Source organism: Amycolatopsis sp. CA-128772 (assembly GCF_002904295.1).
Taxonomy (GTDB): domain Bacteria; phylum Actinomycetota; class Actinomycetes; order Mycobacteriales; family Pseudonocardiaceae; genus Amycolatopsis.
In genome coordinates this window covers 74,218-98,399 of sequence record NZ_PPHG01000029.1, presented here as the reverse complement: position 1 = coordinate 98,399, position 24,182 = coordinate 74,218, and the positions used below count along the sequence as shown (strand labels likewise).

General features: G+C 73.1%; 20 protein-coding genes and 1 pseudogene. 12 read left to right on the top strand and 9 right to left on the bottom strand.

Annotation, left to right across the window (positions count from 1 at the left end; all coding sequences use genetic code 11):
• Nucleotides 1-207: 207 nt before the first annotated feature.
• Together uvrB and C2L59_RS14415 are read right to left on the bottom strand one after the other, a co-directional pair.
• Complete coding sequence (gene uvrB / locus C2L59_RS14420) at nt 208-2,364, bottom strand: excinuclease ABC subunit UvrB (RefSeq protein ID WP_304485939.1); 2,157 nt, start codon at nt 2,362-2,364, stop codon at nt 208-210.
• Nucleotides 2,365-2,514: 150 nt separating this feature from the next.
• A complete protein-coding gene (locus C2L59_RS14415) occupies nt 2,515-4,164 on the bottom strand; it encodes a DUF5685 family protein (protein ID WP_103350011.1) in 1,650 nt (549 codons plus the stop codon).
• A gap of 104 nt (nt 4,165-4,268) precedes the next feature.
• Here C2L59_RS14415 and C2L59_RS14410 point away from each other — a divergent pair, with 104 nt between their 5' ends.
• Complete coding sequence (locus C2L59_RS14410) at nt 4,269-4,787, top strand: DUF402 domain-containing protein (RefSeq protein ID WP_103350010.1); 519 nt, start codon at nt 4,269-4,271, stop codon at nt 4,785-4,787.
• Nucleotides 4,769-5,126 (top strand): annotated as a pseudogene (locus C2L59_RS48930) (hypothetical protein); the annotation flags it as partial. The gene C2L59_RS14410 and the pseudogene C2L59_RS48930, both read left to right, overlap by 19 nt.
• Nucleotides 5,127-5,366: 240 nt before the next feature.
• On the opposite strand, the gene coaE reads toward C2L59_RS48930, so the two are convergent.
• Nucleotides 5,367-6,551, bottom strand: coding sequence for a dephospho-CoA kinase (coaE, locus tag C2L59_RS14395; protein ID WP_103350072.1), 1,185 nt, complete (start codon nt 6,549-6,551; stop codon nt 5,367-5,369).
• A 177-nt stretch (nt 6,552-6,728) separates the two neighbouring features.
• On the opposite strand from coaE, the gene C2L59_RS14390 reads away from it, so the two are divergent.
• A complete protein-coding gene (locus C2L59_RS14390; RefSeq protein ID WP_103350009.1) occupies nt 6,729-6,977 on the top strand; it encodes a hypothetical protein in 249 nt (82 codons plus the stop codon).
• A gap of 67 nt (nt 6,978-7,044) precedes the next feature.
• Here C2L59_RS14390 and C2L59_RS14385 read toward each other — a convergent pair whose 3' ends face one another.
• A complete protein-coding gene (locus C2L59_RS14385; RefSeq protein ID WP_103350008.1) occupies nt 7,045-7,491 on the bottom strand; it encodes an OsmC family protein in 447 nt (148 codons plus the stop codon).
• Between the two features lie 163 nt (nt 7,492-7,654).
• Between C2L59_RS14385 and C2L59_RS14380 the strand changes: the two genes are divergently transcribed.
• Nucleotides 7,655-8,269 (top strand): TetR/AcrR family transcriptional regulator, encoded by a 615-nt coding sequence (locus C2L59_RS14380; protein ID WP_103350007.1) that lies wholly within the window; start codon nt 7,655-7,657, stop codon nt 8,267-8,269.
• Nucleotides 8,270-8,356: 87 nt separating this feature from the next.
• On the opposite strand, the gene C2L59_RS50365 is transcribed toward C2L59_RS14380, so the two are convergent.
• Together C2L59_RS50365 and rpsA are read right to left on the bottom strand one after the other, a co-directional pair.
• Nucleotides 8,357-8,827: a transposase gene (locus tag C2L59_RS50365; protein ID WP_370444741.1), complete on the bottom strand. Its 471-nt coding sequence runs from the start codon at nt 8,825-8,827 to the stop codon at nt 8,357-8,359.
• A 137-nt stretch (nt 8,828-8,964) separates the two neighbouring features.
• Nucleotides 8,965-10,464, bottom strand: coding sequence for a 30S ribosomal protein S1 (gene rpsA, locus C2L59_RS14370; RefSeq protein ID WP_103350006.1), 1,500 nt, complete (start codon nt 10,462-10,464; stop codon nt 8,965-8,967).
• A 316-nt stretch (nt 10,465-10,780) separates the two neighbouring features.
• Between rpsA and C2L59_RS14365 the strand changes: the two genes are divergently transcribed.
• The 6 genes from C2L59_RS14365 (at nt 10,781) to C2L59_RS14335 (ending at nt 16,956) form a co-directional block, all read left to right on the top strand.
• The gene (locus C2L59_RS14365) at nt 10,781-11,632 is read left to right on the top strand and encodes a class I SAM-dependent methyltransferase (RefSeq protein WP_103350071.1); all 852 of its coding nucleotides are present in this window, start codon (nt 10,781-10,783) and stop codon (nt 11,630-11,632) included.
• On the top strand, nt 11,629-12,543 hold the full coding sequence (locus C2L59_RS14360) for a GNAT family N-acetyltransferase (RefSeq protein WP_103350005.1): 915 nt from the start codon (nt 11,629-11,631) through the stop codon (nt 12,541-12,543). The genes C2L59_RS14365 and C2L59_RS14360 overlap by 4 nt, the downstream gene beginning before the upstream one ends.
• Before the next feature lie 22 nt (nt 12,544-12,565).
• Complete coding sequence (locus tag C2L59_RS14355; protein WP_103350004.1) at nt 12,566-13,486, top strand: GNAT family N-acetyltransferase; 921 nt, start codon at nt 12,566-12,568, stop codon at nt 13,484-13,486.
• Between the two features lie 304 nt (nt 13,487-13,790).
• Nucleotides 13,791-14,492 (top strand): ABC transporter ATP-binding protein, encoded by a 702-nt coding sequence (locus C2L59_RS14345; protein WP_103350003.1) that lies wholly within the window; start codon nt 13,791-13,793, stop codon nt 14,490-14,492.
• A complete protein-coding gene (locus tag C2L59_RS14340) occupies nt 14,489-16,387 on the top strand; it encodes a YhgE/Pip domain-containing protein (RefSeq protein WP_103350002.1) in 1,899 nt (632 codons plus the stop codon). The genes C2L59_RS14345 and C2L59_RS14340 overlap by 4 nt, the downstream gene beginning before the upstream one ends.
• Nucleotides 16,384-16,956 carry a TetR/AcrR family transcriptional regulator gene (locus C2L59_RS14335; RefSeq protein ID WP_103350001.1) on the top strand — a complete coding sequence of 191 codons (573 nt, stop codon included), beginning with the start codon at nt 16,384-16,386 and terminating at the stop codon, nt 16,954-16,956. The genes C2L59_RS14340 and C2L59_RS14335 overlap by 4 nt, the downstream gene beginning before the upstream one ends.
• Nucleotides 16,957-17,060: 104 nt before the next feature.
• Here the strand turns inward: C2L59_RS14335 and C2L59_RS14330 are convergent, their stop codons facing one another.
• Nucleotides 17,061-17,510: a hypothetical protein gene (locus tag C2L59_RS14330; protein WP_146060387.1), complete on the bottom strand. Its 450-nt coding sequence runs from the start codon at nt 17,508-17,510 to the stop codon at nt 17,061-17,063.
• A gap of 131 nt (nt 17,511-17,641) precedes the next feature.
• On the opposite strand from C2L59_RS14330, the gene C2L59_RS14325 reads away from it, so the two are divergent.
• Complete coding sequence (locus C2L59_RS14325; RefSeq protein WP_146060386.1) at nt 17,642-20,509, top strand: BTAD domain-containing putative transcriptional regulator; 2,868 nt, start codon at nt 17,642-17,644, stop codon at nt 20,507-20,509.
• Nucleotides 20,510-20,578: 69 nt separating this feature from the next.
• Here the strand turns inward: C2L59_RS14325 and C2L59_RS14320 are convergent, their stop codons facing one another.
• Nucleotides 20,579-21,394 carry a helix-turn-helix transcriptional regulator gene (locus C2L59_RS14320; protein WP_103349998.1) on the bottom strand — a complete coding sequence of 272 codons (816 nt, stop codon included), beginning with the start codon at nt 21,392-21,394 and terminating at the stop codon, nt 20,579-20,581.
• Nucleotides 21,395-21,479: 85 nt separating this feature from the next.
• Between C2L59_RS14320 and C2L59_RS14315 the strand changes: the two genes are divergently transcribed.
• Nucleotides 21,480-22,409 carry an NADP-dependent oxidoreductase gene (locus C2L59_RS14315; RefSeq protein WP_103349997.1) on the top strand — a complete coding sequence of 310 codons (930 nt, stop codon included), beginning with the start codon at nt 21,480-21,482 and terminating at the stop codon, nt 22,407-22,409.
• A gap of 75 nt (nt 22,410-22,484) precedes the next feature.
• On the opposite strand, the gene C2L59_RS14310 is transcribed toward C2L59_RS14315, so the two are convergent.
• Nucleotides 22,485-24,086: a serine protease gene (locus tag C2L59_RS14310; RefSeq protein WP_103349996.1), complete on the bottom strand. Its 1,602-nt coding sequence runs from the start codon at nt 24,084-24,086 to the stop codon at nt 22,485-22,487.
• Nucleotides 24,087-24,182 lie beyond the last annotated feature (96 nt).

Below are 24,182 nucleotides of genomic sequence, written 5' to 3'. Positions count from 1 at the left end.
GCACCGGCCGTGTCGGGGCTTCGGATCGGGATGCAGGGTGGGGTGTGGCTGGTGGTTCTGTTCCGCGGCCATCTCGCCTTGTGCTCGCGGGCTGCCGGGCTTGCTCAGGCCCCTTGCCGGAGCCGAGCCGAGCCGCCTTGCGGCGGCCTCGCCTGGCCCCGGTCCCGAGTCGACCCGCGGCCCGGACCGGGGCGGCCCGGCGCCGCGCTACTTGATGCCGGCCGCGTCCATGCCCCTCAGTTCCTTCTTCAGGTCCGAGATCTCGTCGCGGAGGCGGGCCGCCAGCTCGAACTGCAGGTCCCTTGCCGCCTGCATCATCTGGTCCGTCATCTGCTGGATCAGGTCGGCCAGCTGGGCGCGGGGCATGGCCGACACGTTCTTGTCCACCAGCATTCCCGAGCTGCGGACCCGGTCGCCCTGTTCCGGCTTCTTGCCGCGCGATGAGTTGCGGCCCGAGCCGCCCACCGAGACCTGGTCGGTGTCCTCCGCTTCGCTGTACACGCGGTCGAGGATGTCCGCGATCTTCTTGCGCAGCGGCTGCGGGTCGACGCCGCGCTCCTTGTTGTACGCCACCTGCTTTTCGCGGCGGCGGTCCGTTTCGTCGATCGCGTGCTGCATCGAGTCGGTGATCTTGTCCGCGTACATGTGGACCTCGCCCGACACGTTTCGCGCCGCGCGGCCGATCGTCTGGATCAGGCTCGTCCCGCTGCGCAGGAAGCCCTCCTTGTCCGCGTCGAGGATCGCCACCAGGGAGACCTCCGGCAGGTCGAGGCCCTCGCGCAGCAGGTTGATGCCGACCAGCACGTCGAAGTCGCCCGCCCGCAGCTGGCGCAGCAGCTCGACGCGGCGCAGCGTGTCGACCTCCGAGTGCAGGTAGCGCACGCGGATGCCCAGCTCCAGCAGGTAGTCGGTCAGGTCCTCGGCCATCTTCTTCGTCAGCGTGGTGACCAGGACGCGCTCGTCCTTGTCCGCGCGCTCCCGGATTTCGTGCACCAGGTCGTCGATCTGGCCCTCGGTCGGCTTCACGACCACCTTCGGGTCGACCAGGCCCGTCGGCCGGATCACCTGCTCGACGAACTCGCCGCCGGCCTGGCCCATCTCGTACGGGCCCGGCGTCGCCGACAGGTACACCGTCTGGCCGATCCGGTCGGAGAACTCCTCCCAGGTCAGCGGCCGGTTGTCGACCGCGCTCGGCAGGCGGAAGCCGTACTCGACCAGGTTGCGCTTGCGGGACATGTCGCCTTCGTACATGCCGCCGATCTGCGGGACCGTCTGGTGCGACTCGTCGATCACCAGCAGGAAGTCTTCCGGGAAGTAGTCGATCAGCGTCGCCGGCGCCGTGCCGGCACCGCGGCCGTCGATGTGGCGCGAGTAGTTCTCGATGCCGGAGCAGAAGCCGACCTGGCGCATCATTTCGATGTCGTAGGCCGTGCGCATCCGCAGCCGCTGGGCCTCCAGGAGCTTGCCCTGGCGCTCCAGCTCGGCGAGCCGCTCCTCGAGCTCCTTCTCGATGCCCTGGATCGCCTTTTCCATCCGCTCCGGACCGGCGACGTAGTGCGTCGCCGGGAAGATCCGGACCTCGTCGACCTCCTTGACGATGTCCCCGGTCAGCGGGTGCAGGTAGTAGAGCTTCTCCACCTCGTCGCCGAAGAACTCGACGCGGATCGCCAGCTCCTCGTACGCCGGGATGATCTCGACCGTGTCGCCGCGCGCGCGGAACGTGCCGCGCGCGAAGGCGATGTCGTTGCGCGTGTACTGGACGTCGACCAGCGCGCGCAGGAAGACGTCCCGGTCCAGCTGCATGCCGACCGCGAGCTTCGACGACCGGTCGAGGTAGGACTGCGGCGTGCCCAGGCCGTAGATGCAGGACACACTCGCGACCACGATGACGTCCCGCCGCGACAGCAGGTTCATCGTCGCCGAGTGCCGCAGCCGCTCGACGTCGTCGTTGATCGACGAGTCCTTCTCGATGTAGGTGTCCGTCTGCGCGATGTACGCCTCGGGCTGGTAGTAGTCGTAGTAGCTGACGAAGTACTCCACCGCGTTGTTCGGGAAGAGCTCGCGCAGCTCGTTCGCCAGCTGGGCGGCGAGGGTCTTGTTCGGCGCCATGACCAGCGTCGGCCGCTGGACGCGCTCGATGAGCCACGCCGTCGTCGCCGACTTGCCGGTGCCGGTGGCGCCCAGGAGCACGACGTCCTTCTCGCCCGCCTTGACCCGGCGTTCGAGCTCGTCGATGGCCGCCGGCTGGTCACCGGCGGGCTGGTAGTCACTGATCACCTCGAACCGGCCGCCGGTCCGGGGGATCTCCGAGACGGGCCGGAAGTCGGACTGGGCGAGCACGGGGTGTTCGGTTGCGAAAGCCACGTGGACCAGAGTAGGCCGACCCACCGACAATTTCCGTCGGCCCTGGTCAGCGGGGCCGGAAGAGCGTGACCGAGGTGACAGTGGGGCGGTCGACGGCGCAGTGCAGGACGGCGTCGACCTCGCGCGGCGACAGCGGGGGCGGGCCGTGCCTCAGCAGCTGCAGTCGCAACAGCTGCAACAGTCGCAACAACCGTCACATCCGCCGCCGCAATCGCAGCCGTCGCAGGTGGCCACCGGTTTTCCGCTCCACGGGCCAGGATAGGGATCGCGGCAGCAGAACTGGCAGGTGCAGCACATGTAGGGCGTGAGGGCGCAGCCGAGGAAGAAGTTGCGCTTCTTCGGGGGGACGGCGAATTTCGGGTACCAGAGGCCGCCGCCCTGGCCGTCGTACGGGCCGGATTCGCGGGAGCCGCCGGGGTCCTTGGGACCGCCTGGGCCGCCGGGGCCGCCAGGGTCATCGGGACCGCCAGGCCCACCCGGGCCACCGGGGCCGTTCGGGCCGCCGGGCCCACCCGGGCCGCGCCCACCGGGGCCGTTCGGGCCGCCGGGCCCACCCGGGCCGTTCGGGCCGTGCGGACCGCCCGGACCGGGGGCACCCGGCGGCGGAACCGGCCCCGGTGGGGGGAACCCCTGCGGCCGCGGGGAACCGCTCCGGCCGGGCGGCACCTGGTGCGGGTGCTGCTGCGGCGCCGGTCCCGGCCCGATCCACCCCGGCGGCGCCTGGTGCGGGTGCTGCTGCGGCGCCGGCCCCGGCCCGATCCACCCGGGCGGCGGCTGTTGCCCGGCCGGCTCGCCCGGCCGGGCGCCTTGCCAACTGCCTTCGGCGGGCAGGGAGCACTGCCCGGCCGACGAGCCGTCCCCGGGCAGCAGGTCTCGGCCGGAGGACGAGCCCACCCCTGGCCGTGAGCCGTGGCCAGGCGACGGGTCATGCCCGGCAGCGCAAGCCGCGCCGTGGCCGAAGGCCCTCCGCACCGCCTGGCGCAGCTCGTGCACCAGCAACGCGTGCACCAACGACGGCTGGGCGAACTCCGTCTCCCGCAACGCCAGCTCCACCCCCAGCACCGCGTCGTCACACAGCCGCCGGGCCTCCGCCAGTCCCGTGCCCGTCGCCAGCAACGGGTTCCACGCCCCCACCGCCGCGTCGGACGCGCCGTCCTCGACCGCGTCCAGCAGGTGGGCCACCCGGCCGAACAAGCGGCCCGCCTCCGCCAGCGGGCCCGCGTTGCCCGGGCGGCCTGCCAGTTCCGCCGTGCGCGCGAACGCCGCCGCCGTCGCGCGCTCGGCCGGTTCCGTCGCGACCAGCGGCGAATCGCCGAGCCGCACCGACGACTCCAGCGCGGCCTGCCCTTGGACCGCCTCCGTCAGCACCGACGTGTCGAACCCGACGCGGCCGCCCGTGCGGCTGCCCTGCTCGGCCCAGCGCGCCGCCACCCGGCGGGCCGCCGCGGCCACCGGGCGGCGGCCGAACGGGCCGTCGCGGTCCTCGACGTGGTCGCCGACCTTCGCCGCCGCCAGGACCAACGAGACCGCGGCCGCCAGCTGGGCGCCTTCGCCGCGGGCCACCGAGGCCGTCCGCATGCCGCGCAACGGGCACGGTCCCGCTTCGCGCCGGCCGTCCGCGCGGGGCGTCTGGGCCTCCACCAGCACCGAGATGATCAGGCCGTCGTAGTTGGTGACCATGCGGGCGAGCTGGCCGTGTTCGTCGCGCAACGTGAGACACAGCCCGCACAGGTGCGCCTGCCAGTCCGCGTGCAGGCCGGCGGCCAGCCGGTGGCGGCACGGCCTGATGATCCCGAACATCCCCAGTCCCCCTCGGTCACGGACGGTCGGCGAACCTTAGCCCGAACGCGTGACGCCCGCGGCGGGAGTTCGCGTTTCGTGACCGGCCCGGCAGGATGACCCGCATGGCCGAACTGCACCCCCCGAAGGTCGAGGTCTTCGACCCCGCCGCGCGCGCGAACATCGACCCGAAGGGCATCGTGCGGGAGGTCGAGGAGTTCCGCGAGGAGCCGTTCGGCCTCTACCTCGCCCGCCCGACGCCGGGCCGCGCGCAGTTCCACTACCTCGAGTCCTGGCTGGTGCCCGGGCTCGGCCTGCGCTTCACCGACTTCTGGTTCTCCCCCGGCCACGAACGCGACCAGGACTTCTACCTCGACGTCGTCCGCGTCCACCGGGACGGCCCGCGCTGGGTCGCCACCGACCTGTACGTCGACATCGTGCTCAAGGACAAGCTCTCCCTCCGCGTGATCGACACCGACGAGCTCCTGGAGGCCCTCGAAGCGGGTCTCGTCACCGCCGAAGAGGCCGAGCACGCGCTGAAGACCACCTACACCGCCGTCGAGGGGCTGGCCGCGCACGGCTACGACCTCACGGCCTGGCTGGCCACCCGGGACATCGCGCTGACCTGGCGGCGGCACCCCTAGCCCGGCGGCTTTCCCCGTTCGCCCGGCTCCCGGTCCTGCTGTTCGCGGCGGGTACGGCCACCGCGCTGCTGCTCACCGCCGGCCGCTACGGCTACTTCGGCGACGAGCTGTACTTCCTCGCTGCCGGAAAGCACCTGGCCTGGGGTTACGCCGACCAGCCACCCCTCGTGCCGGCCCTCGCCCGGGCGATGGACACCCTCGCCCCCGGCCGGGCTCGCCGTGCTCGCGTTCGGGCCGCGGGAGCTGCTGCGCCGGCCGAAGCTGTGGCTGGGGGCCCTGATCGCCGCCGCCTCCCTGGTGCCCACGCTGCTCTGGCAGCGCGCGAACGGCCGGCCGCAGCCAGCCCCAGCCGCGGCTTCTGGTCCTTCGGCCGTCCCGCCGACGACACCCGCCACGTGCTCTTCGTCGGCTACGACCCCGTCGAAGATCGCGAAACCCTTCGGCGACGCGCGCATCGTCGGGCCGGTTCGGCAACCGGCTCGGGATCCGCAACGCCAGCGAGCACATGCCGGTCTGGCCGCTCAGCGGCCGGACCGGGAGCTGGGCCGGAAGCTGGCCGCAGCTGAAGGACATGCGGGCTCAGGGCGTCCAGCCGGTGGCCGCCGCCCACTTCTCCGCGCGGGCGAACACGCCGTTGACCCACTCCTGCTTCTCGTCGGCGTACGCCTCGAAACCGGGGTCGGCGGCGTGCGCTTCGGCCAGCCGCAGCTTCACGTCGCGGTAGTCGTCGCGCTCGTCCGGGTTCGCGCGCAGGTAGTCGCGGAAGAGCAGGGCAAGCCGCCACGCGGGCGTCTCCTCCGCGCGGACGTGCAGGTTGACCGGGCGCTTCGGATCGGCACTGACGTGCATGCGCTTGGGCCACAACCCGTCGCCGTCCTGGGCGTCGTCGGCCCAGTCGCCGGCCAGCCGCGGGAAGCCGGCGTCCGCCAGCAGTTCGCCGAGCGCGTCCGCGTCGTCCATTGTGGACACGGTGAGCTGCAGGTCGAGGATGTTCTTGGCGGGCAGGCCGGGGACGGCCGTGGAGCCGATGTGGTCGGCGCGGCGGGCGAGCGGCCCCGCCGCGGCGCGGACCCGGGCCAGCACCCGCTCGGCCTGGGCGGGCCAGGTGAGGTCGTAGCCGGCGATCTTCGGCGCCATCGGCGGCCGCGGCCGGCGCAGCCGGACGTTCGCCTCGAACGGCACCAGCCGGTCCGCCCAGAGCGCGTCGACCTCGGCGAGCACGGCGTCTTCGGCGCCGCCGTTGTCGAGCCAGACGTCCGCGACGGCGCGGCGCTGTTCGGTGCTCGCCTGCGCCCGGATCCGCGCCCGCGCGTCCGCTTCGGCCATGCCGCGCGCCGACACCAGCCGCCGCACCCGGACCTCGACCGGCGCGTCGACGACCACGACCAGGTGGTAGGCCGTCGCGAGACCGTTCTCGACCAGGAGCGGGATGTCGTGGACGATGATCGCGTCGGGCCTCGCGGCCGCCATCAACTCTCCGGTGCGGGCGCCGACCAGCGGGTGCACGATCGCGTTCAGCCGGTGCCGCGAGTCGTCGTCGGCGAACGCCTTCGCGGCCAGCGCGGGCCGGTCGAGCGAACCGTCCGCGGCCAGGATCTCCGCGCCGAATCCGGCCACCAGCTGCTCGAGCCCCTCGGTCCCGGGTTCGACGACCTCCCGGGCGATCCGGTCGGAGTCCACCAGCACGGCCCCGTGTTCGGCGAGCCGGTTCGCCACGGTCGACTTCCCGGCCCCGATCCCACCCGTCAACCCCACACGCAACATGACGATCACCCTAGTCACCCGCCGGGCGCCCGGCGCGCATGCCCGAAGAACGGCCGATCCGCAAGTCGATCGTGACGCGTGACTCAACCGATATCCGGACACGCCGTGTTGCTTACCCACCGGGCCCCGCCCGGCTGCGTACGGTGCCCGCGACGAAGTCGTCCACGCGGAGGAACGATGGCGGACAGCAAGCACGCCGGGCGGCACCGGCTCGGCACGCCGGGGCTGGTGCACTGCCTTCTCCACCATCCGGTGGGCGACGCACTGGCGGGCTACCGCCGGACCTGGCTGAGCGCCCTGCTGGTGCCGGCCAAGCACAGCTTCGCCGGCCTCCGCCGCAAGGCCCGCGCCGCCGCCCTCGAACGCATCTGGGTGCCGGTCGTCAGCCCGGCCCGCCCGATCGCGGTGACCGTGCGCGCCGCCTGAGGGTCTTGGTCAACCGAGGCTTCGCCTCGGGCCGGGGGCTTCACCACCCGCCCCCTGAAACCGGGAGTCAAGACCCGGCTTCGCGCGTCTCGATCGCGATCTCCGACGACAACGTCCGGTGCACCGGGCACTTGTCGGCGATCAGCATCAGCCGGGCGCGCTGGTCGTCGTCGAGGTCCCCTTCGAGGGTGATCTCGCGGGTGATCCGGCTGAGCATGCCCCGCTCGGTTTCGCACTGGGCGCAGTCTTCGGCGTGGATGCGGTCGTGGCGCAGCCGGATCGTCGCGCGGGTGAGCGGGATGCCCTTGCGGTCGGCGTACATCCGCAGCGTGATCGCCGTGCACGAACCCAGGGACGCCAGCAGCAGCTCGTACGGGTTCGGGCCGGCGTCGGCGCCGCCGACCGCGACCGGCTCGTCGACGAGCAGCTCGTGGGCCGCCGTCGTGACCCGCTGCGTGTAGGTGCCGTCGCCGCTCGCGGTGACGACGACGGTGCCGGGTTCGGGGTGATCCATCCGCGCCAGTCCTCCCAGTGGTCGGGGGCGCTCGGATCCGGACATCCAGAACATTCCCAAGACGCCGCGGATATCGTATCTTCTGCTGCGGGTGGGTCACCCGGGCGCCGCTTGCGCCGGGCTGCCGCGAAGGGGGTGCGCCGTGGCCACAAGGCACTTGCCGATGCGGCCGGCCGACCAGGGCGGCCGCGAGCGCTTCCTCGACGCCGCCTTGTCGGTCCTGGTCGACCGGGGCGTCCCGGGGCTGACCGTGCGCGGGGTGGCCGAGGCGGCCGGCGCGTCGACGATCTCCGTGTACGCCCGTTTCGGCGGGCGCGCGGGCCTGCTCGACGCCTTGTACGAGCGCACCTTCGACTCGCTGCGGGAGCTGCTGGAGAACCTGCCGCCGTCGAGTGAGGACGCCGTCGCGGACCTGCTGCACCTCGCGCTGGAGTACCGGACCTTCGCCCGGGAGAGCCCGACGCGGTACGCGTTGATGTTCGAGCGCCCGGTCCCGGGCTTCGACCCCGACCCGGCGCTGCGGTCGGCGGTGCTGCGGACGACGTTCAGCCTGTTCATCGCCCGCGTCCACCGGGTCTGCCCGCCGGGCGCGGACGCCCGGTCGACGGCGTACCAGCTGTGGACGACCATGCACGGCCTGGTCGGCTCGGAACTGATGCTCGCTTCGCGGCGGCCGCTGGCGGACTGGTTCATCCCGCCCACCGACGAGGCCAACGAGGAGATGTACCGGCAGGGCGTCAGCGCGATGATGTCCGGCCTCGGCCTGCGCAACCGCTGACCCGCGCGACGGCCGGCTCAGGCTGCGGAAGGGCGAGCCTCTGCAAACGACAGAGCCCCCGGTCCACTCGGGATGGGGAGGGTTGATCTAGGGCGTGTCTGACAATGCCTCGGTCCAGGTGACCACCGCGTGCAGCACGACCGCTGATCGGTGATGCCCGCGGATCGTTCTCGAAGAGTAGGCCTTGTCGCCGCGAACCCGGTGAGGTCTCGTGCGCGCCCGACCGCGTCCAGCCCGGCGGATGCGTAGGTGCCGCATCAGGTGCGGGAACATCGGTGCAGCTCCGGCCTGGCCGGACCCGACCAGCGTCACCAGCGGTCGGCCGTTGCCGTCGACGAGGTGGTGCACCTTCGTGCTCCACCCGCCGCGGGAGCGGCCGATCGCGTGATCAGGCGGCTCGCTCAGCAGATCCGTGTAGTTCGACCCAGCCCCCTGTGGAGCGGGGCCAGGTCCACATCGTCTGCCACGGACCGAACACCGCCGGCACGTCCCGCCACGCGATTCCGCACCACCGCCGGAGCGCTGCGCAACCCCTGACCGCGCGACGCCGGCGACCATGCATGCCGGAGCGCTGCGCAACCGCTGACCCGCGCGACGGCCGGCTCAGGCTGCGGAAAGCAACAGTCCCGGAAACGGCAGAACCCCCGGTCCACGAGGGACCGGGGGTTCTGCCGTTCAGCTCGGAGAGCTAGTGCTCACGCACCGCCGGAGAGCTTCTCGCGGAGCGCCGCGAGCTGCTCGTCGGAGGCGAGGGTGCCACCGCTGCTCTTGGAGTCGGCCGGGGCCGAGCCCGAGGTGTAGCTTTCCGCGCCACCCTCGATGCCGGTCGCCGCGTCGGCCGCCGCTTCGGCGTCCGCCTCGACGGCCTTCACGACCTGCTTCATGTGGGCCTCGTAACGAGTGTGCGCCTCGGCGTACTGGCGCTCCCACTCCTCACGCTGCTTGTCGAAGCCTTCCTGCCACTCCTGGGTGTCCGGGTCGAAGCCTTCGGGGTAGATGTAGTTGCCCTCGGCGTCGTACTCGGCGGCCATGCCGTACTGGGTCGGGTCGAACTCGGTGTCCGGCGTGACACCCTCGTTCGCCTGCTTCAGCGACAGCGAGATGCGACGGCGCTCGAGGTCGATGTCGATGACCTTGACCATGACGTCGCCGTTGACCTGGACGACCTGCTCCGGGATCTCCACGTGGCGCTCGGCCAGCTCGGAGATGTGGACCAGGCCCTCGATGCCCTCTTCGACGCGGACGAACGCACCGAACGGAACCAGCTTGGTGACCTTGCCCGGCACGATCTGGCCGATCGCGTGGGTGCGGGCGAACTGGCGCCACGGGTCTTCCTGGGTCGCCTTCAGCGACAGCGAGACGCGCTCGCGGTCCATGTCGACGTCCAGGACCTCGACCGTGACCTCCTGGCCGACCTCGACGACCTCGGACGGGTGGTCGATGTGCTTCCAGGACAGCTCGGAGACGTGCACCAGGCCGTCGACGCCACCCAGGTCCACGAAGGCACCGAAGTTGACGATGGACGACACGACGCCCTTGCGGACCTGGCCCTTGGCGAGCGCGTTGAGGAACTCGCTGCGCACCTCGGACTGGGTCTGCTCCAGGTAGGCACGGCGGGACAGGACCACGTTGTTGCGGTTCTTGTCCAGCTCGATGATCTTCGCCTCGAGCTCGCGGCCGACGTACGGCTGCAGGTCGCGCACGCGGCGCATCTCGACCAGGGACGCGGGGAGGAAGCCGCGCAGGCCGATGTCCAGGATGAGGCCGCCCTTGACGACCTCGATGACGGTGCCCTTGACGGGCTCGTCCTTCTCCTTGAGCTCCTCGATCGTGCCCCAGGCGCGCTCGTACTGCGCGCGCTTCTTGGACAGGATCAGACGGCCTTCCTTGTCCTCCTTCTGGAGAACCAGGGCTTCGACCTCATCGCCGACGGTGACAACCTCAGCCGGGTCGACATCGTGCTTGATGGAGAGCTCACGCGAGGGGATGACACCCTCGGTCTTGTAGCCGATGTCGAGCAGGACCTCGTCGCGGTCGACCTTGACGATCGTGCCTTCGACGATGTCACCATCGTTGAAGTACTTGATCGTCTTGTCGATAGCCGCGAGGAAATCTTCCTCCGACCCGATGTCGTTGATGGCGACCTGCGGGGCCCCGATCGGGGCGGTCGGGGCGGTGGCGGTGTCGGTGGTCATTAGGCGGGTTGCTCCGGTGGATGGAATCGAGGGTTGGCAGTTGTCGGCGCGAATGGGTGCATGCGTCGACCCTGCTAGCAAACGTCCACCAGTGAACGACCGCGGCATGACCCGCATACGGTGCGCGACCCGAGTCCCAACCAGAAGCTGAGCGGAAGGCAGCGCGAACCCACTGCGCTAACACTTATCCTACGCGGCAGCCGCTAGGCGGCACAATCAGGGTCCCCCTGGCTCGCTAAGGTCCTCGCGGAAGCAAACCGCACGCACCGAGATGCAGGTGGAGCAGCTGAGGCCCACCGGGACCGGAGACACCATCATGCCACCGGAGGAGGCGCCCGCGCCGGGGCGCCACGACGCCGCGGAGCACCGGCTGGGCACCTCGGCGGTCGCCTACCGCGAGGTCGGCGGGGCGGAGGCCGCGGCAGCGAACCTGGCCTGGTGGGACGCCGACGCCGACGACTACCAGGCCGAGCACGGCGGGTTCCTCGGCGACGCCGACTTCGTCTGGTGCCCGGAGGGGGTCCGGGAGGCCGACGCCCGGCTGCTCGGCGACGTCCGCGGCAAGCGCGTGCTGGAGGTCGGCTGCGGGCAGGCCGCCTGCGCGCGCTGGCTGGCCGCCGAGGGCGCGCACGCCGTGGCGACCGACCTCTCCGCCGGCATGCTGCGCCACGCCCGCGACGGCAACGCGCGCACCGGCCTGGCCGTGCCGCTCGTGCAGGCGAACGCCGAGCAGCTGCCGCTGGCGTCGGGCAGCTTCGACGCGGCCTGCTCGGCCTTCGGCGCGATCCCGTTCGTGGCCTCGGTGGACGCGGTGTTCGCCGAGGTGCACCGGGTGCTGCAGCCGGGCGCGCCGTGGGTGTTCTCGGTGACTCACCCGATGCGGTGGATGTTCCCCGACGACCCGGGCCCGCAGGGGCTCACCGTCACCCAGCCGTACTTCGACCGCACGCCCTACGTCGAGGTCGACGACGAGGGCACCGCCACCTACGTCGAGTACCACCACACCCTCGGCGACTACGTGCGCGCGCTGGCGGGCGCCGGGTTCACCCTCACCGACCTGGTCGAGCCCGAGTGGCCGGCCGGGCACACGCGGGTCTGGGGCCAGTGGAGCCCGCTGCGCGGCAAGCTCTTCCCGGGCACCGCGATCTTCCGCACGCACCGCTCGTGAACCCCCTCGAAGCGCAGCAGAACGCCCGTTTCGCCGCGCTCGACCCGCTGCTCCCGCCGATCGCGGCCCCGCCGTCGCCGTCGAACGAGCCCCTGGTCGTGACGGCCGGCGGGCGCCGGGCCGGCGGCCTGCTGACCCACGTCGTGCACCCGCCGGGGTCCTGGCCGACGCTCTGGGGACCGGCGGAGATCCGGGACCTGACCGCGGTGCCGGGCGACAGCGGCGCGGCCGGCCTGGCCGCGCTGCTCGGCGCGTGGCACGACCGGCTGCGCGGGACGCCGGCCGGCCCGGACTCGGCCTGCACGCTGACCTGGCCGAGCCGCGACGCCGAGGCGGCGGCGGTGCTGCTGGCGCACGGCTTCGCCCCGATGACGGCGCTGGCGGTGCGGCCGCCGGACCCGCCCGGTGAGCCGGGGCCGGCGGGGGTGACCGTCCGCCGGGCCGGCGAGGGCGACGTCGACGCGCTGACCGAACTGCGCCTGGCCGAATGGCGCTACACGTCGCTGGTCGGCACCGCGGTGCCGCGCCCGGGCGCCCGCGCGCTGCTGCGCGCGGAGGTCGTCCGCTCGCTGCGCTTCAGCGGGCTGGTCTGGCTGGCCGAGGCCGACGGCGTGCCGTCCGGCATGGCCGCCTGCGCGCTGGCCTCGCCGGCGCCGGGCGACAGCATCCACGGGCGGCTGCTGCCGGGCCGCTGGGGGTACGTCGACACGCTGTCGGTCGCGCCCGCGGCCCGCGGCGGCGGGGTCGGCCGGGCGCTGATGGCGGTGGCGCACCGGGAGCTGGTCCGGCCCGGGACGCGCGGGACGTTTCTCTTCTACCACCCGGCGAACCCGCTCTCGCCGGTGTTCTGGCACCGGCAGGGCTATCGTCCACTGTGGACCATGTGGATCCGGCGTCCGGCCTGGTCCTGACCGCGCGCTCCGAGGGGGAACCATGGACATCGCCGAGCCGTTGCTCGCGGCGCACCGGGCGCGGTTCGCCGCGGTCGACCCGCTGCTGCCGCCCGCCGCGCCCCCGGCCGAGGGCGAGCGCCTGGACGCGGCGACCGCCGCCGGCACGCGGGTCACCGGCGTGCTGCAGCGGCAGCGGCTGGCGCCCGGCGACGTCCCGATGCTGTGGTCGGCCGCCGACACCTGGCAGCTCTTCCCGTATTTCGGCGCGACCGGCACCGAAGGCCTGGACCTGCTGCTGCGGGCGCTCAAGGGCCGGCTCGCCGCGGAAGCGACCGGCGACGACTCGGCGTGCGTGGTCGTCTGGCCCAGCCGGGACGCCGAGGCGATCCGCGCCTTCCTCGACCACGGCCTCGTCCCCCTGTCGGCGGTCGGCGTGCGGACCGCTCCCCCGCCCGACGCCGAGCCGGGGGTCACCGTCCGCCGCGCCGGGCCCGGCGACTTCGCGGCCGGGCTGGCGCTGGCGGCGGCGACGTTCGACTACACCGGGCTGGTCGCCGCGCCCCGCCGGGCCAACACGGCCGAGCTGCTGGCGCCGTCGCTGCGGGCGGCGCTCGCCGAGGAGGAACCGCCGGTCTGGCTGGTCGAAGCCGGCGGCGAGCTCCGCGCGTTCGCGCACTGCGCGTGGATCGACGCGGTGCCGGGCAGCGAAGCGGGCGAACTGCTCCCGGCGGGGCGCTGGGGGTACGTGAACAACGTCGTGACCGCGCCCGGCGAGCGCGGCGGCGGGCTCGGCCGGGCGCTGATGGCCCACGTGCACCGGGAGCTGCACCGCGGCGGCGCGACCCGGACGTACCTCTACTACAACCCGACCAACCCGCTGTCCTCGGTGTTCTGGCACCGGCAGGGCTACCGTCCGCTGTGGACCACGTGGGAGGTGCGCCCGGCGGCGGCCCTCCGGTGAGCACGGCCCGGGTGGCTGCGCGGTACCCCCTCCGGGGCGGCCGGGCTGCGCGGTACCCCCTCCGGGGCGGCCGGGCTGCGCGGTACCCCCTCCGGGGCGGCCGGGCTGCGCGATACCCCCTCCGGGGCGGCCGGGCTGCGCCGGTGTCGCCGAAATGCGACAGTCGGCCGTGCCCGGAGCCCGCATCGCCTTCGTGAGCCACCCACAAGTGTGACGTGCGTCCGGTGATCTTGCTGCCACCCGCGCCCCGGGCTAGCTTTTGAACTGACCGGTCAGTTCAAAAGTTCGCGAAGCGGGAGAAACCGTGCAGGTCCGAGCCGATCGGGTGTCCCTCGAAGGGCACCACGGCCCCTTGTTACCGCCCACCTCGCTGACCGTCGGCGGAGGCGACCTGGCGATCGTGCACGGCGAACCCGGCGTCGGCGTCACCGCCTTCGGCCTCGCGCTGGCCGGCCGCCTGAAGCCGACCACCGGCACCGTGCACGCCGAGGGCGTCGACGCCCCGCTGACCGAGCTCGTCGCCGTCGTCGACGCCCCCGGCGTCAGCGAGCCCGACGACGCCCTGCCGCTGCGCGTGGTCGTCGGCGAGGAACTGGCGCTGGCGCACCGCCCGGCGGGCAAGGAGGACGTCGCCCGCTGGCTCGGCGAGCACGACGCCGCGCCCTTCGCCGGCACGCGGTTCGAAAACCTCGCCCCGGCGGTGCGCACCCGGCTGCTCACCGAGCTGGCCGCCGAGCGCAAGGGCGTGCGCGTGCTCGTCCTCGACACGCCCGACCGGCACACCAGCGACGTCGGCAGCTGGGTCGCGACGGCCCGGGTGCAGGCCACGCGCGGCCTGGCCGTGGTCGTGCTGGCCGCGACGACGCCGGCGGCCGCGCTGCCGGTCACGCCCGCGCTCCTCGGCTCGGCCGGGCAGCCCGCCCCGGAGCACTGCGCTCCCCCGGAAACCCCCGAACCCGAACCCACCGAAGAGCTCCCCGAGAGCACTGACGGAGTCACCGAATGAACGCCTTCCGGATCGCGCGCAACGAGCTGCGCCGCCTCTCCACCGGCACCCTGCCGAAGCTCGCGCTGGTCGCGCTCGTGCTGGTGCCGCTGCTCTACGCGTCCTTCTACCTGTACGCGAACTACGACCCGTACGGCCGGCTCGACAAGCTGCCCGCCGCCGTCTTCACCAGTGACGCCGGCGCGAAGGACGCCGGCGGCCAGGAGCGCAACGTCGGCCGCGAGGTGACCGACGAGCTGCTCAAGTCCGGCACCTTCCAGTGGCACGAGGTGTCCGAGCAGGAGGCCCGCGACGGCGTCCGCGACGACAAGTACTCCTTCGCGATCGGCATCCCCAGCGGCTTCTCCGCCGCGCTGCTGTCGGTGGGCAACTTCCAGCCCCAGCAGGCGACCATCACGCTGACCACCAACGACGCCAACAACTACCTCTCCGGCACCATCGCCAAGCAGGTCGCCGAGCAGGTGCGCAAGACGATCGCGGAGAAGGTCGGCAGCGAGGCCGCGGACCGGTTCCTGGTCGGCTTCTCGACGATCTACGCCAAGATCCAGGAGGCGTCGAACGGCGCTTCGCAGCTTGCCGACGGCGCCACGCAGCTCAAGACCGGGCAGCAGAAGCTGGCCGACGGCGCGGCGAAACTGGCGGACGGCTCGTCGACGCTGGCGACCGGCCTGGGCACGCTGAAGAGCGCCACCGCGGACCTGCCTTCGCAGACGCAGAAGCTGGCCAGCGGCGCTTCGCAGGTGGCCGCCGGTGACCAGAAGGTCGCCGACGCGGCTTCGACCGCCGCGACGGCGTCGTCGGACATCCAGGGCAAGCTCGACTCCTACCGCAGCCAGCTCCAGACCGACCTGCGCGGCGCGGGCGTGCCGGAGACGCAGGTCCAGGAGATCCTGGCGCGCGCCGACCAGCTGCGCTCCCCCGTCGACCAGGCCAACAGCCGGATCCACCAGGCCAACGGCGACCTGGCGAAGCTGGCCGACGGCGCCCGCCAGGTGTCCGACGGCGCGGCCAAGCTCGCCGCGGCGTCGCCCCAGCTGGCGAGCGGCATCGCGCAGGCGTCCGACGGCGCGAACCAGCTGAAGGACGGCGCGTCCCAGCTCAGCGACGGCGAGAAGACCGCGGTCAACGGCACGAACCAGCTCGCCGACGGCGCGGTCAAGCTGCGTGACGGGCTCGCGGCCGGGCTCCAGCAGATCCCGAACCCGGACGACCCGACGCGCGCCGCGACGGCCACCACGATCGCGGACCCGGTGGCGGTCAACGCCAACGGCGAGGCGTCGGCCGGCACCTACGGCGCCGGGCTCGCGCCGTTCTTCATCTCGCTGGCCACCTGGATCGGCGCGTTCGTGCTGTTCCTGATCCTGCGCCCGCTCTCGACGCGCGCGCTGACCGCGGGCGCGGCCCCGTTCCGGGTCGCGGTCGGCGGCTGGCTGTCCTCGGCGCTGCTGGGCATCGCGCAGGTCGTCGTCCTGTTCGGCGCGGTGACCTGGCTGGTCGGCATCCACATCGCCCACCCGCTGGGCGCGATCGGGTTCGCCGTGCTGGTGTCATGGGCGTTCACGTCGGTGGTGCACGCGCTCAACGCGTTCTTCGGCGCGGTCGGCAAGTTCCTCGGCCTGGTGCTGCTGGTGCTGCAGCTGGTGAGCGCGGGCGGCACGTTCCCCTGGCAGACGATCCCGGACGCGCTGTACCCGCTGCACGTGGTGCTGCCGATGGGCTACGCGATCGACGGCTTCCGCCACCTGTTCTACAGCGGCGCCTCGACGGGCCGGCTGCTCGGCGACATCGGCGTGCTGCTGGCGTACCTGGTGGGCGGGATCCTGGTGTCCACGCTGGCCGCCCGCAAGCGTCGCGTTTGGACGGTGTCCGCGCTCAAGCCCGAGCTCAGCCTGTGAGCGGCGGGACGAAGCAGAAGCTCTTCGAGGCCACGCTGGAGCTCTCGAAGAGCCGGGGCCTGGTGGGCCTGACGGTCGACGACATCGCCGCCGCGGCGGGCGTCGCCAAGGGCACGGTGTACTACAACTTCGGCTCCAAGGACGGCCTGGTCGACGCCCTGTTGCGGTACGGCGTCGACATGCTCGCGGGCCGGCTGCGCGCGGCGGTGTCCGACGCCGATCCGCTGGACGTGATCGAGGCGCAGGTCGACACGACGCTGGAGTTCATCGCCCAGTACCCGGGGTTCTCGCAGATCCTGGTGAGCGAGCTGTGGCGGACGCCGGGCCAGTGGCACGGGACGTTGTCGCTGCTGCGCGAGGAGATCATCTCGATCGTGAAGCAGCAGCTGTCCCGGCTGGACGCGGCCGGGCGCCTGCCGGAGGGGGTGCAGATCCCGACGGCGGCGGCCGGCCTGTTCGGGACGATGCTGGTGGTGGCCCTGGACTGGCAGGTGTTCGGGCCGCAGCGGACTCGCGCGGAGGTCCGGGACGCGGTGATGGTGCTGATCCGCGGGCTGGGCCGCCGCTAGCGCGCGGCCCGGGGACGAACCCGACCGGGCTCCCTCGTGCCGGAGGTCGAACCTCCGGCACGAAGGAGCCGGTCATCGGCCCCCCGGCCCGGGCCGCCTCCCCATCACGGGTGGAGGTACTTCTTCGTGTCGAGCGTGGTGTTGTTCTCGTCGACGAAGTAGAACCTGACGAAGGCCGGACCGCCCGCGATGTCCACCGGCACGTTCATGGTGTCCGTGTACGTGGTGTCGCAGACCCACACCGAGTAGTTGGACCCTCGCTTCACACCGTTGGCGTCGTACCCGTACGCCACCAGCTGGCGGCAGCCGTAGGCCTTGATCGAGTAGTCGACGTCGACGGATCGCTGGTGCCACCGCACGTGGCCGAGGGCGTAGCTCGCGCCGTACTCGAGGTGGTACTCGGAGCTGGGATCCGCTGCGGGTGCCGCGGTGGCGATCGGTGCGGCCAGGACGGTCGCCGCCACGGCCGCGGTCACGGCCGCGGCCGCCTTCACGCGCTTGAACGGAACCGACGAGCCTGCTCGATCGGGGTGTCGGACTGCGGTGCCGGCCATGGTTGATCTCCCTCGCGTCAACACGTTTTCATTGGCGTCGGGAGCTTGGCAACGCTCACTGCAATCGCACTGCAGTCTTACGGAACGTGGCAGGTCGGAGGTACGCTCGGCTTCGGGGAGGGGGCTGGTGCGTGTCTGATGTCCGATTCGGCGTGCTGGGGCCGGTCGCGGCCTGGTGGGGCCAGGACCCGGTCGAGGTGGGGTCCGGGAAGTGCCTGCGGGTGCTCGGGGTGCTGCTGCTGCACGCGAACCAGCGGGTGGACCGCGAGCAGATCATCGAGGGAGCCTGGGACGGCGGCCCGCCGAAGAGCGCGGTCAACCTCGTCCAGAAGTACGTCGGCGAGGTGCGCAGGTCGCTGGAGCTCGACGACGGCTCGCTGCAGACGGTGGGCACCGGGTACCTGCTGCGGGTGGCGCCCGACCAGCTCGACAGCGCCCAATTCGCGTCGCGGCTCGCCCGGGCGCGCGAAACCAGGAGCGACGGCGACCTGACCGCCGCCCGGCAGCACCTCGCCGAGGCGATGACGCTGTGGCGCGGGCCCGCCTTCAGCGGCCTCGACACCCCGGCGGCCACCACCGAACGCAGCCGGCTGGAGGAATACCGCCTCGGCGCGCTGGAAGACCTCGCCGAGCTCGACCTGCTGCACGGGGAACACGCGCTGGCCATCCCCGAGCTGTCCCGGCTCACCGACGAGCACCCGTACCGCGAACGCGCGCGGGAACTGCTGATGATCGCGCTCTACCGCAGCGGCCGCCAGGGCGACGCGCTCGCCGTGTTCCACGACATCCAGCGCCTGCTGGCCGAGGAACTCGGCGCCGATCCCGGGCACGGCCTGCAGCGCGTGCACGCCCAGATCCTGCGCGCCGATCCGGCGCTCGACGTGGCGACCGCGACCGAAGAGCCGCGGTCGATCGCCCAGCTGCCCGCGGACATCCCGGACTTCACCGGCCGCGCCGGGCCGCTGCAGGAGCTGCTGGACCTGCTGGCCGAGCGCCGGGTGGTGGTCGTCGCCGGCGCACCCGGGACCGGTAAGTCGGCCCTCGCCGTGCGAGCGCTCCGCCAGGCCGGGGACGCGTTCCCCGACGGCCAGCTCTACCTGGACCTCGCCGGCACCTCCGCCGTGCCGCGCGACCCGGCGATGCTGCTGGCCGAGCTGCTGCGCGCACTCGGCGTCACGGACGCGGTCATGCCGCCGGGCCTGCACGAACGCGCCGCCCTCTACCGGTCACGGCTGGCCGATCGCCGCATGCTCGTGCTGCTCGACGACGTCGCCGGCGCCCAGCAGGTGCGGCCGCTGCTGCCGCCGTCCGGGGGGTGCGCGGTGGTGGTCACGAGCCGGCACCGGCTGGCGGACCTGGCCGGCGCCGAGCACGTCGAGCTGGACGTGCTGTCCGCCGAAGACGCCCGCGACCTGCTCGCCCGCATCGCCGGGGCGGAGCGTGTCGAGCGCGAGCCGGAGCAGGCCGACGCGATCGTCCGGCTGTGCGGACGCCTTCCGCTGGCCATCCGGATCACCGGGGCGAGGCTCGCGAGCCGGCGGGCGTGGACCCTGCAGGTGCTGCGCGAACGCCTGGAGGACGAGTCCCGGCGGCTGCGCGAGCTGCGGGTCGGCGACCTCGACGTGCGGGCCAACTTCGACCTGAGCCTGCGCCTGCTCCCCGGGGAAGCCGTGCGGGCGTTCCGGCTGCTGGGACTGCTGGGCGCGGAAACGCTCCCCGCGTGGGTGATCGGCCCGCTCCTCGGCCACCCGGCCGGAGACGACGTGCTCGACACCCTCGTCGACGCCTACCTCGTGCGCCTGGTGACGACCGACCGCGCCGGCCAGCCGCGCTACCGGCTGCACGACCTGCTGCGCGCCTACGCGTCGGAAGGCGCTCACGACCACTACCCGGCCGAGGACCGCCGGGCGGCGGTGGAGCGGGTCCTCTCCGCCTGGCTCGCCCTCGCCGAGCAGGCCCGCGACCTGTGCTACCCCAGCCTGTTCCGGCCCACGCCGGGGCGCGCGCCGCGCTGGACCCCGGACCACACGGTCGTCGATCCCATCGCCTGGTTCGACGCCGAACGCGGGACGTTGCTGCGGGCGATCGAGCTCGCGGCCGAATGGGAGCTGGACGAACTGGCGTGGGAGCTGGCGATCGCCGCGGTGCCCTACTACGACCACCGCAGCCTGTACCAGGACTGGAACCGCAGCCACCAGATCGCCCTGGCCGCCGCCGGCGCGGCCGGCAACGCCCACGGGGAAGCGGCGTTGCTGCAGGGGCTCGGCCAGGTGCACATCTACCTCGACGAAATGGCCGAAGCCCGCGACGACCTGCACCGGTGCGCGCAGCTGTACCAGGGCATCGGCGATCACCGCGGCGAAGGGCTCGCCCTGGCGAGCCTGGGCACGGTGCACCGCGTCCGCGGCGAACTCGACGCGGCGCTGACCGTCGACAAGGAAGCGCTGGCCCACCTCGTGGCCGCCGGGCACCGGCAGGCGGAAGCGCAGATCCGGACCGCCATCGGCATCATCGGTTTCGAACAGGGCGCCGCCGACTCGGGTTCGTGGATCGAGGACGGCCTGCGGATCGCCTGCGACCTCGGCGACCGGCACCGGCAGGCGGTGATCCTCCGCACGCTCAGCCGGTACCACCAGGGGGTCGGCGACACCCCGGCCGCGCTGCGCGACCTCACCGGAGCGCTGACGATCTTCAACGAGATCAACGACGAGCGGTGCGGCGCCTACACCGACCAACGGCTCGGTGCCATCTACGCGGAGGCCGGTGACCGCTCCCGGGCGGATTCGGCCCTGCAGCGCGCGGCGCACGTCTTCCGCCTCAACGGGGACCGCAGCAACGAGGCCGCGTGCTGGCAGCAGCTCGGCGAGCTCGAAAGCGAACTCGGCGACGCGGCCGCGGCCCGGCACCACCTGAGCCTGGCGGTCGCTTTGTGGCGAGCTGTCGGCCTGCCCGAGCGTGCCGAAGGCGTGCAGGCGGCGCTGGACGCGGTGCCCGGCTGATCGGCTCCGGCTGCGGCTGCGGCTCCGGCTCCGGCTCCGGCTCTGGCGTGCAACTCAGCGGGCGGCCGTTCACCCACCTCGAACGCCGACCGGCGTGTCACCGGGTCCGCCACCGTCCACGGACAGCGCACCGGCGGCGGCGCGCGCCGCGGCGCGGTAGCGGCCGGGTGTCTGGCCGACGAGGTCGGTGAAGGCGTCGATGAAGCTGCCCGGATTCGCCCAGCCCAGCCGGATCGCCGTGTCGGTGACCGAGGCGCCCGCGCACAGTTCGAGCAGGGACCGCTGGACCCGCAGCAGGGTCCGCCACTGGCGGAAGCTCATCGACAGTTCGCTGCCGAACAGGCGGCTGAGGGTGCGTTCGCTCGAGCCGGTCCGGTGCCCCAGCTCGGCCAGGGTCGCCGGGCCGGCCGGATCGGCGTGCAGCAGGTCGGTCACGGCCTTGAGGCGGGCGTCGCCCGGCTCGGGCAGGCGCAGCGGTTCCTGCGGAGCGCGGGCGAGCTCGGTGAGGACGACCTCCAGCAGCAGCCGGGCGCGCGGGCTGCCGGCCGGCTCGGTGCCCGTCGCCAGGTAGGCCTCGCGCATCAGCGCACTGGCCGCGAACACCGAAGGCTGCGCCGGCAATCGCCCGGCCAGGGCCGCCGGCACCGCGAGCAGCCGGATCACGGTCTCGCCGTGCGAGCGGCTGCTGTGGACGTAAAACGGCGGCACCCAGGTGATGCGGTTCGCCGGCGCCACCCAGGTGCCGGCCCGGGTCGTGGTGACCAGTGCCCCGGAGGCGGCGTACCGGAGCTGACCGAAGTCGTGGAAGTGCGCGGCGACGTCCTCGCCGTGGGCCAGGGGCCCGCAAGCCGCCGCAGCGCCGTTCTGGAACACCGGCTCGATCATGACCTCACCCTACGGTGGCGGGTTTCCGGAATTTCCTGGCGGCACACCGGTGGTACGCCGCCGCGGCGGCGATCATGGTGGGGGTATGCGAGTCATCACCCAGCACACGCTCGGCGGCCCCGAAGTCCTGACCATCGTGGACGCGCCCGAGCCCCGCATTCAGCCGACCGAGGTCCTCGTCCGCGTCAAGGCGATCGGGCTGAACCCCCTGGAAGCACGCCTGCGGGCCGGTGAATTCCCGCTGCTGGGCGCGCCACCGTTCACCCTCGGCTGGGACATCAGCGGTGTGGTCGAGCCGGCGTCGCAGACGTGGCGGTTCCGGCCCGGTGACGAGGTGTTCGGCATGCCGCTGTTCCCCCGGGCGGCCAACGCGTACGCCGAGTTCGTGGCCGCGCCGGCGTTGCACCTGGTGCGCAAACCGGCGTCACTGTCCCACGTCGAGGCGGCGGCGTTGCCGATCGTCGGGCTGACGGCTTGGCAGGGCCTCGTCGACCTGGCCGGCGTGACGAAGGGCGACCGCGTCCTGATCCACGGCGGTGGCGGCGGGGTCGGGCACGTGGCGATCCAGCTCGCGAAGTCACTGGGCGCGCACGTGATCACGACCGCGGGGACGGGCAAGCGGGACTTCGTCGCGAGCTTGGGCGCCGACGAGATCGTCGACTACACGACGACGGACTTCGCGGAGGTGGTCCGGAACGTGGACGTCGTACTCGACACGATCGGCGGCGACACGGCTTCGCGCTCGCTCGCGGTGCTCCGGCCCGGGGGCCAGCTCGTGACGGCGGTGGCGGAGGAGGACACGGACTTGATCGCGAGGTTCGAGGCGGCCGGAATGCGGTTCAGCGGCATCGCGGTCGATCCGGATCCGGTGGCGCTGCGCGGGCTGGCCGGGCTGGTCGAGCAGGGGGCGCTGCGGGTCAGCGTCCAGGAGACGTTCCCGTTCGACCGCATCGCCGACGCCCACCGGCTGCTCGAAGGCGGTCACCTGCGGGGGAAGGTGGTCCTCACGGTCTGATCCACGGGCCGCGGGGCGCCCCCCGTTTTCCACGCTACCGGCAGGCACCGACAGTTCCGGCGCCCCGCAGCCTGCTCAGCCGCGGTCCTCGATGCGGGCCCGGATCGCTGCCGCGTACGTGTCGACCGCTGTGGCTGCGGCCGTCAGTTCGCACGGGCCGTCGATCAGCAACCTCTTCGCCGGGATGTACGCCTGCTCGATCTCCGGGTCTCCCAGCAGGCCGTACTCGCGGGCCAGGTCGTGGTCGGCCGACAGTCTCGCGCGCAGTTCCTCGCGGCGGGCGACCAGGCCGTCGAGGACCGCTCGCTGGCGGCGGCCGTCCTCCACCGCCGGGGCCACCGCGTGCTCGTGGCTGTCGATGTGGCGCTCGACCCACTCCGCGTCGCCGTCCACCTCGGCCGACCGGAGCTGCTTGAGCGCCCCGCGGAGCCGCTGCGCCCGGGCCGGGAGCATCGCGACGCCCGTGAAGCGCGTGGCCACGCGCAGCTGGTACGCCTCGATCTCCGCCAGCTCCGCCACCGCCTGGGTCAGCACCTCGAGCCGGCCCGCGAGGTCGTCCGGGGCCGGGCGGGCCTGGCCCGTGCTCGCCCGCACCGCCGCCACCCCCGGCGACGACTCCTCGCGGAAGCCCAGCAACAGACGCAGACCGAGCTCGGCCGCGCGGCCGGCGAGCGGGGCCAGCACCTCGCCGACGAGCCGGTCGGGCTCGGCCGAGTCGTCGATCGCGTCGACGACCAGGGTGCGGCCGGCGACCCCGTTGGTGAGGCGGTCGGCGATGCGGTGGCGGACGGCGTCGGCCGTGCGGCCCGTCGCGTCGACCGCGAGGTCCACGCTGCCCGGCGGCGGCATCTCGCCCAGCGCGGGCGGCAGGCCGGGCACGCCGAGGGAGCGTTCCCGGTCGGCGAGGACGATCCCGAACCGCAGCGCCGCCGCGACCGGCGAACCGGCCTCGCCCGTGTCGACCACCCAGACCGTCCCCGGTTCGGCGTTCGAAAACCAGTCGGCGACGCGCTGCACGAAGGACACGTCGACGGCCTCGCCGACCGGACGCGAGAAGCTCGCGTCGACGGCCGGGCTGCCGGAGGTCCAGATGCTCAGCTGGGGCAGGTGCCCGAGCATCGTCTCGACCGGCACCATCCACGTGCCGGTGTCCTTGCCGACCACCATGCCGACGACGTGGCCGGTCGCCTCGTCGAGCACCGCGGTGCCGCCGAAGCCCGGGCCGAGCGGCTCGGCTTCGGCCGTGCGGAACAGGCGGACCCACTCGCCGCCGGTCTGCTCCGGGCCGCCGAGGCGGGCGTGCGTCCAGCGGCCGACCGAGCCGGGCGGGAACCCGAACGCGCGGACGAGCTGGTGCTCGCCGAGCGGCATCCGGTGCAGGGGCGCGCGGAACACGCGGGATTCGGGCCGTTCCAGGCGCAGCAGGGCGAGATCGCCGTGGCCGCCGCCGTCGGAGGGCACCCAGCACCCTTCGACGACGGTCGCGGCGCCGGGCATCGCCTCGGCCAGGCCGACGAAGTCGACGCTCAGCGCGGCTCGCGGGCCGCCGGCGGTCTCGACGACGTGCGCGCTCGTGAGCACGTGGTACTCGTCCAGTACCGTGCCCGCTCCGCACACCCGGCCGAGTTCGTCGTGCAACCGGACCCGCCAGCGTCGTCGCTCACGCTCGAACCCCATTCGGCGGACCCTACGCCGTGATCGCCACGCGGTGGCGCCGACCTCCCTACCCAGCGGTAATGGCTCACCCGAACGGAGTCCTCCGTTCGGCGCAAC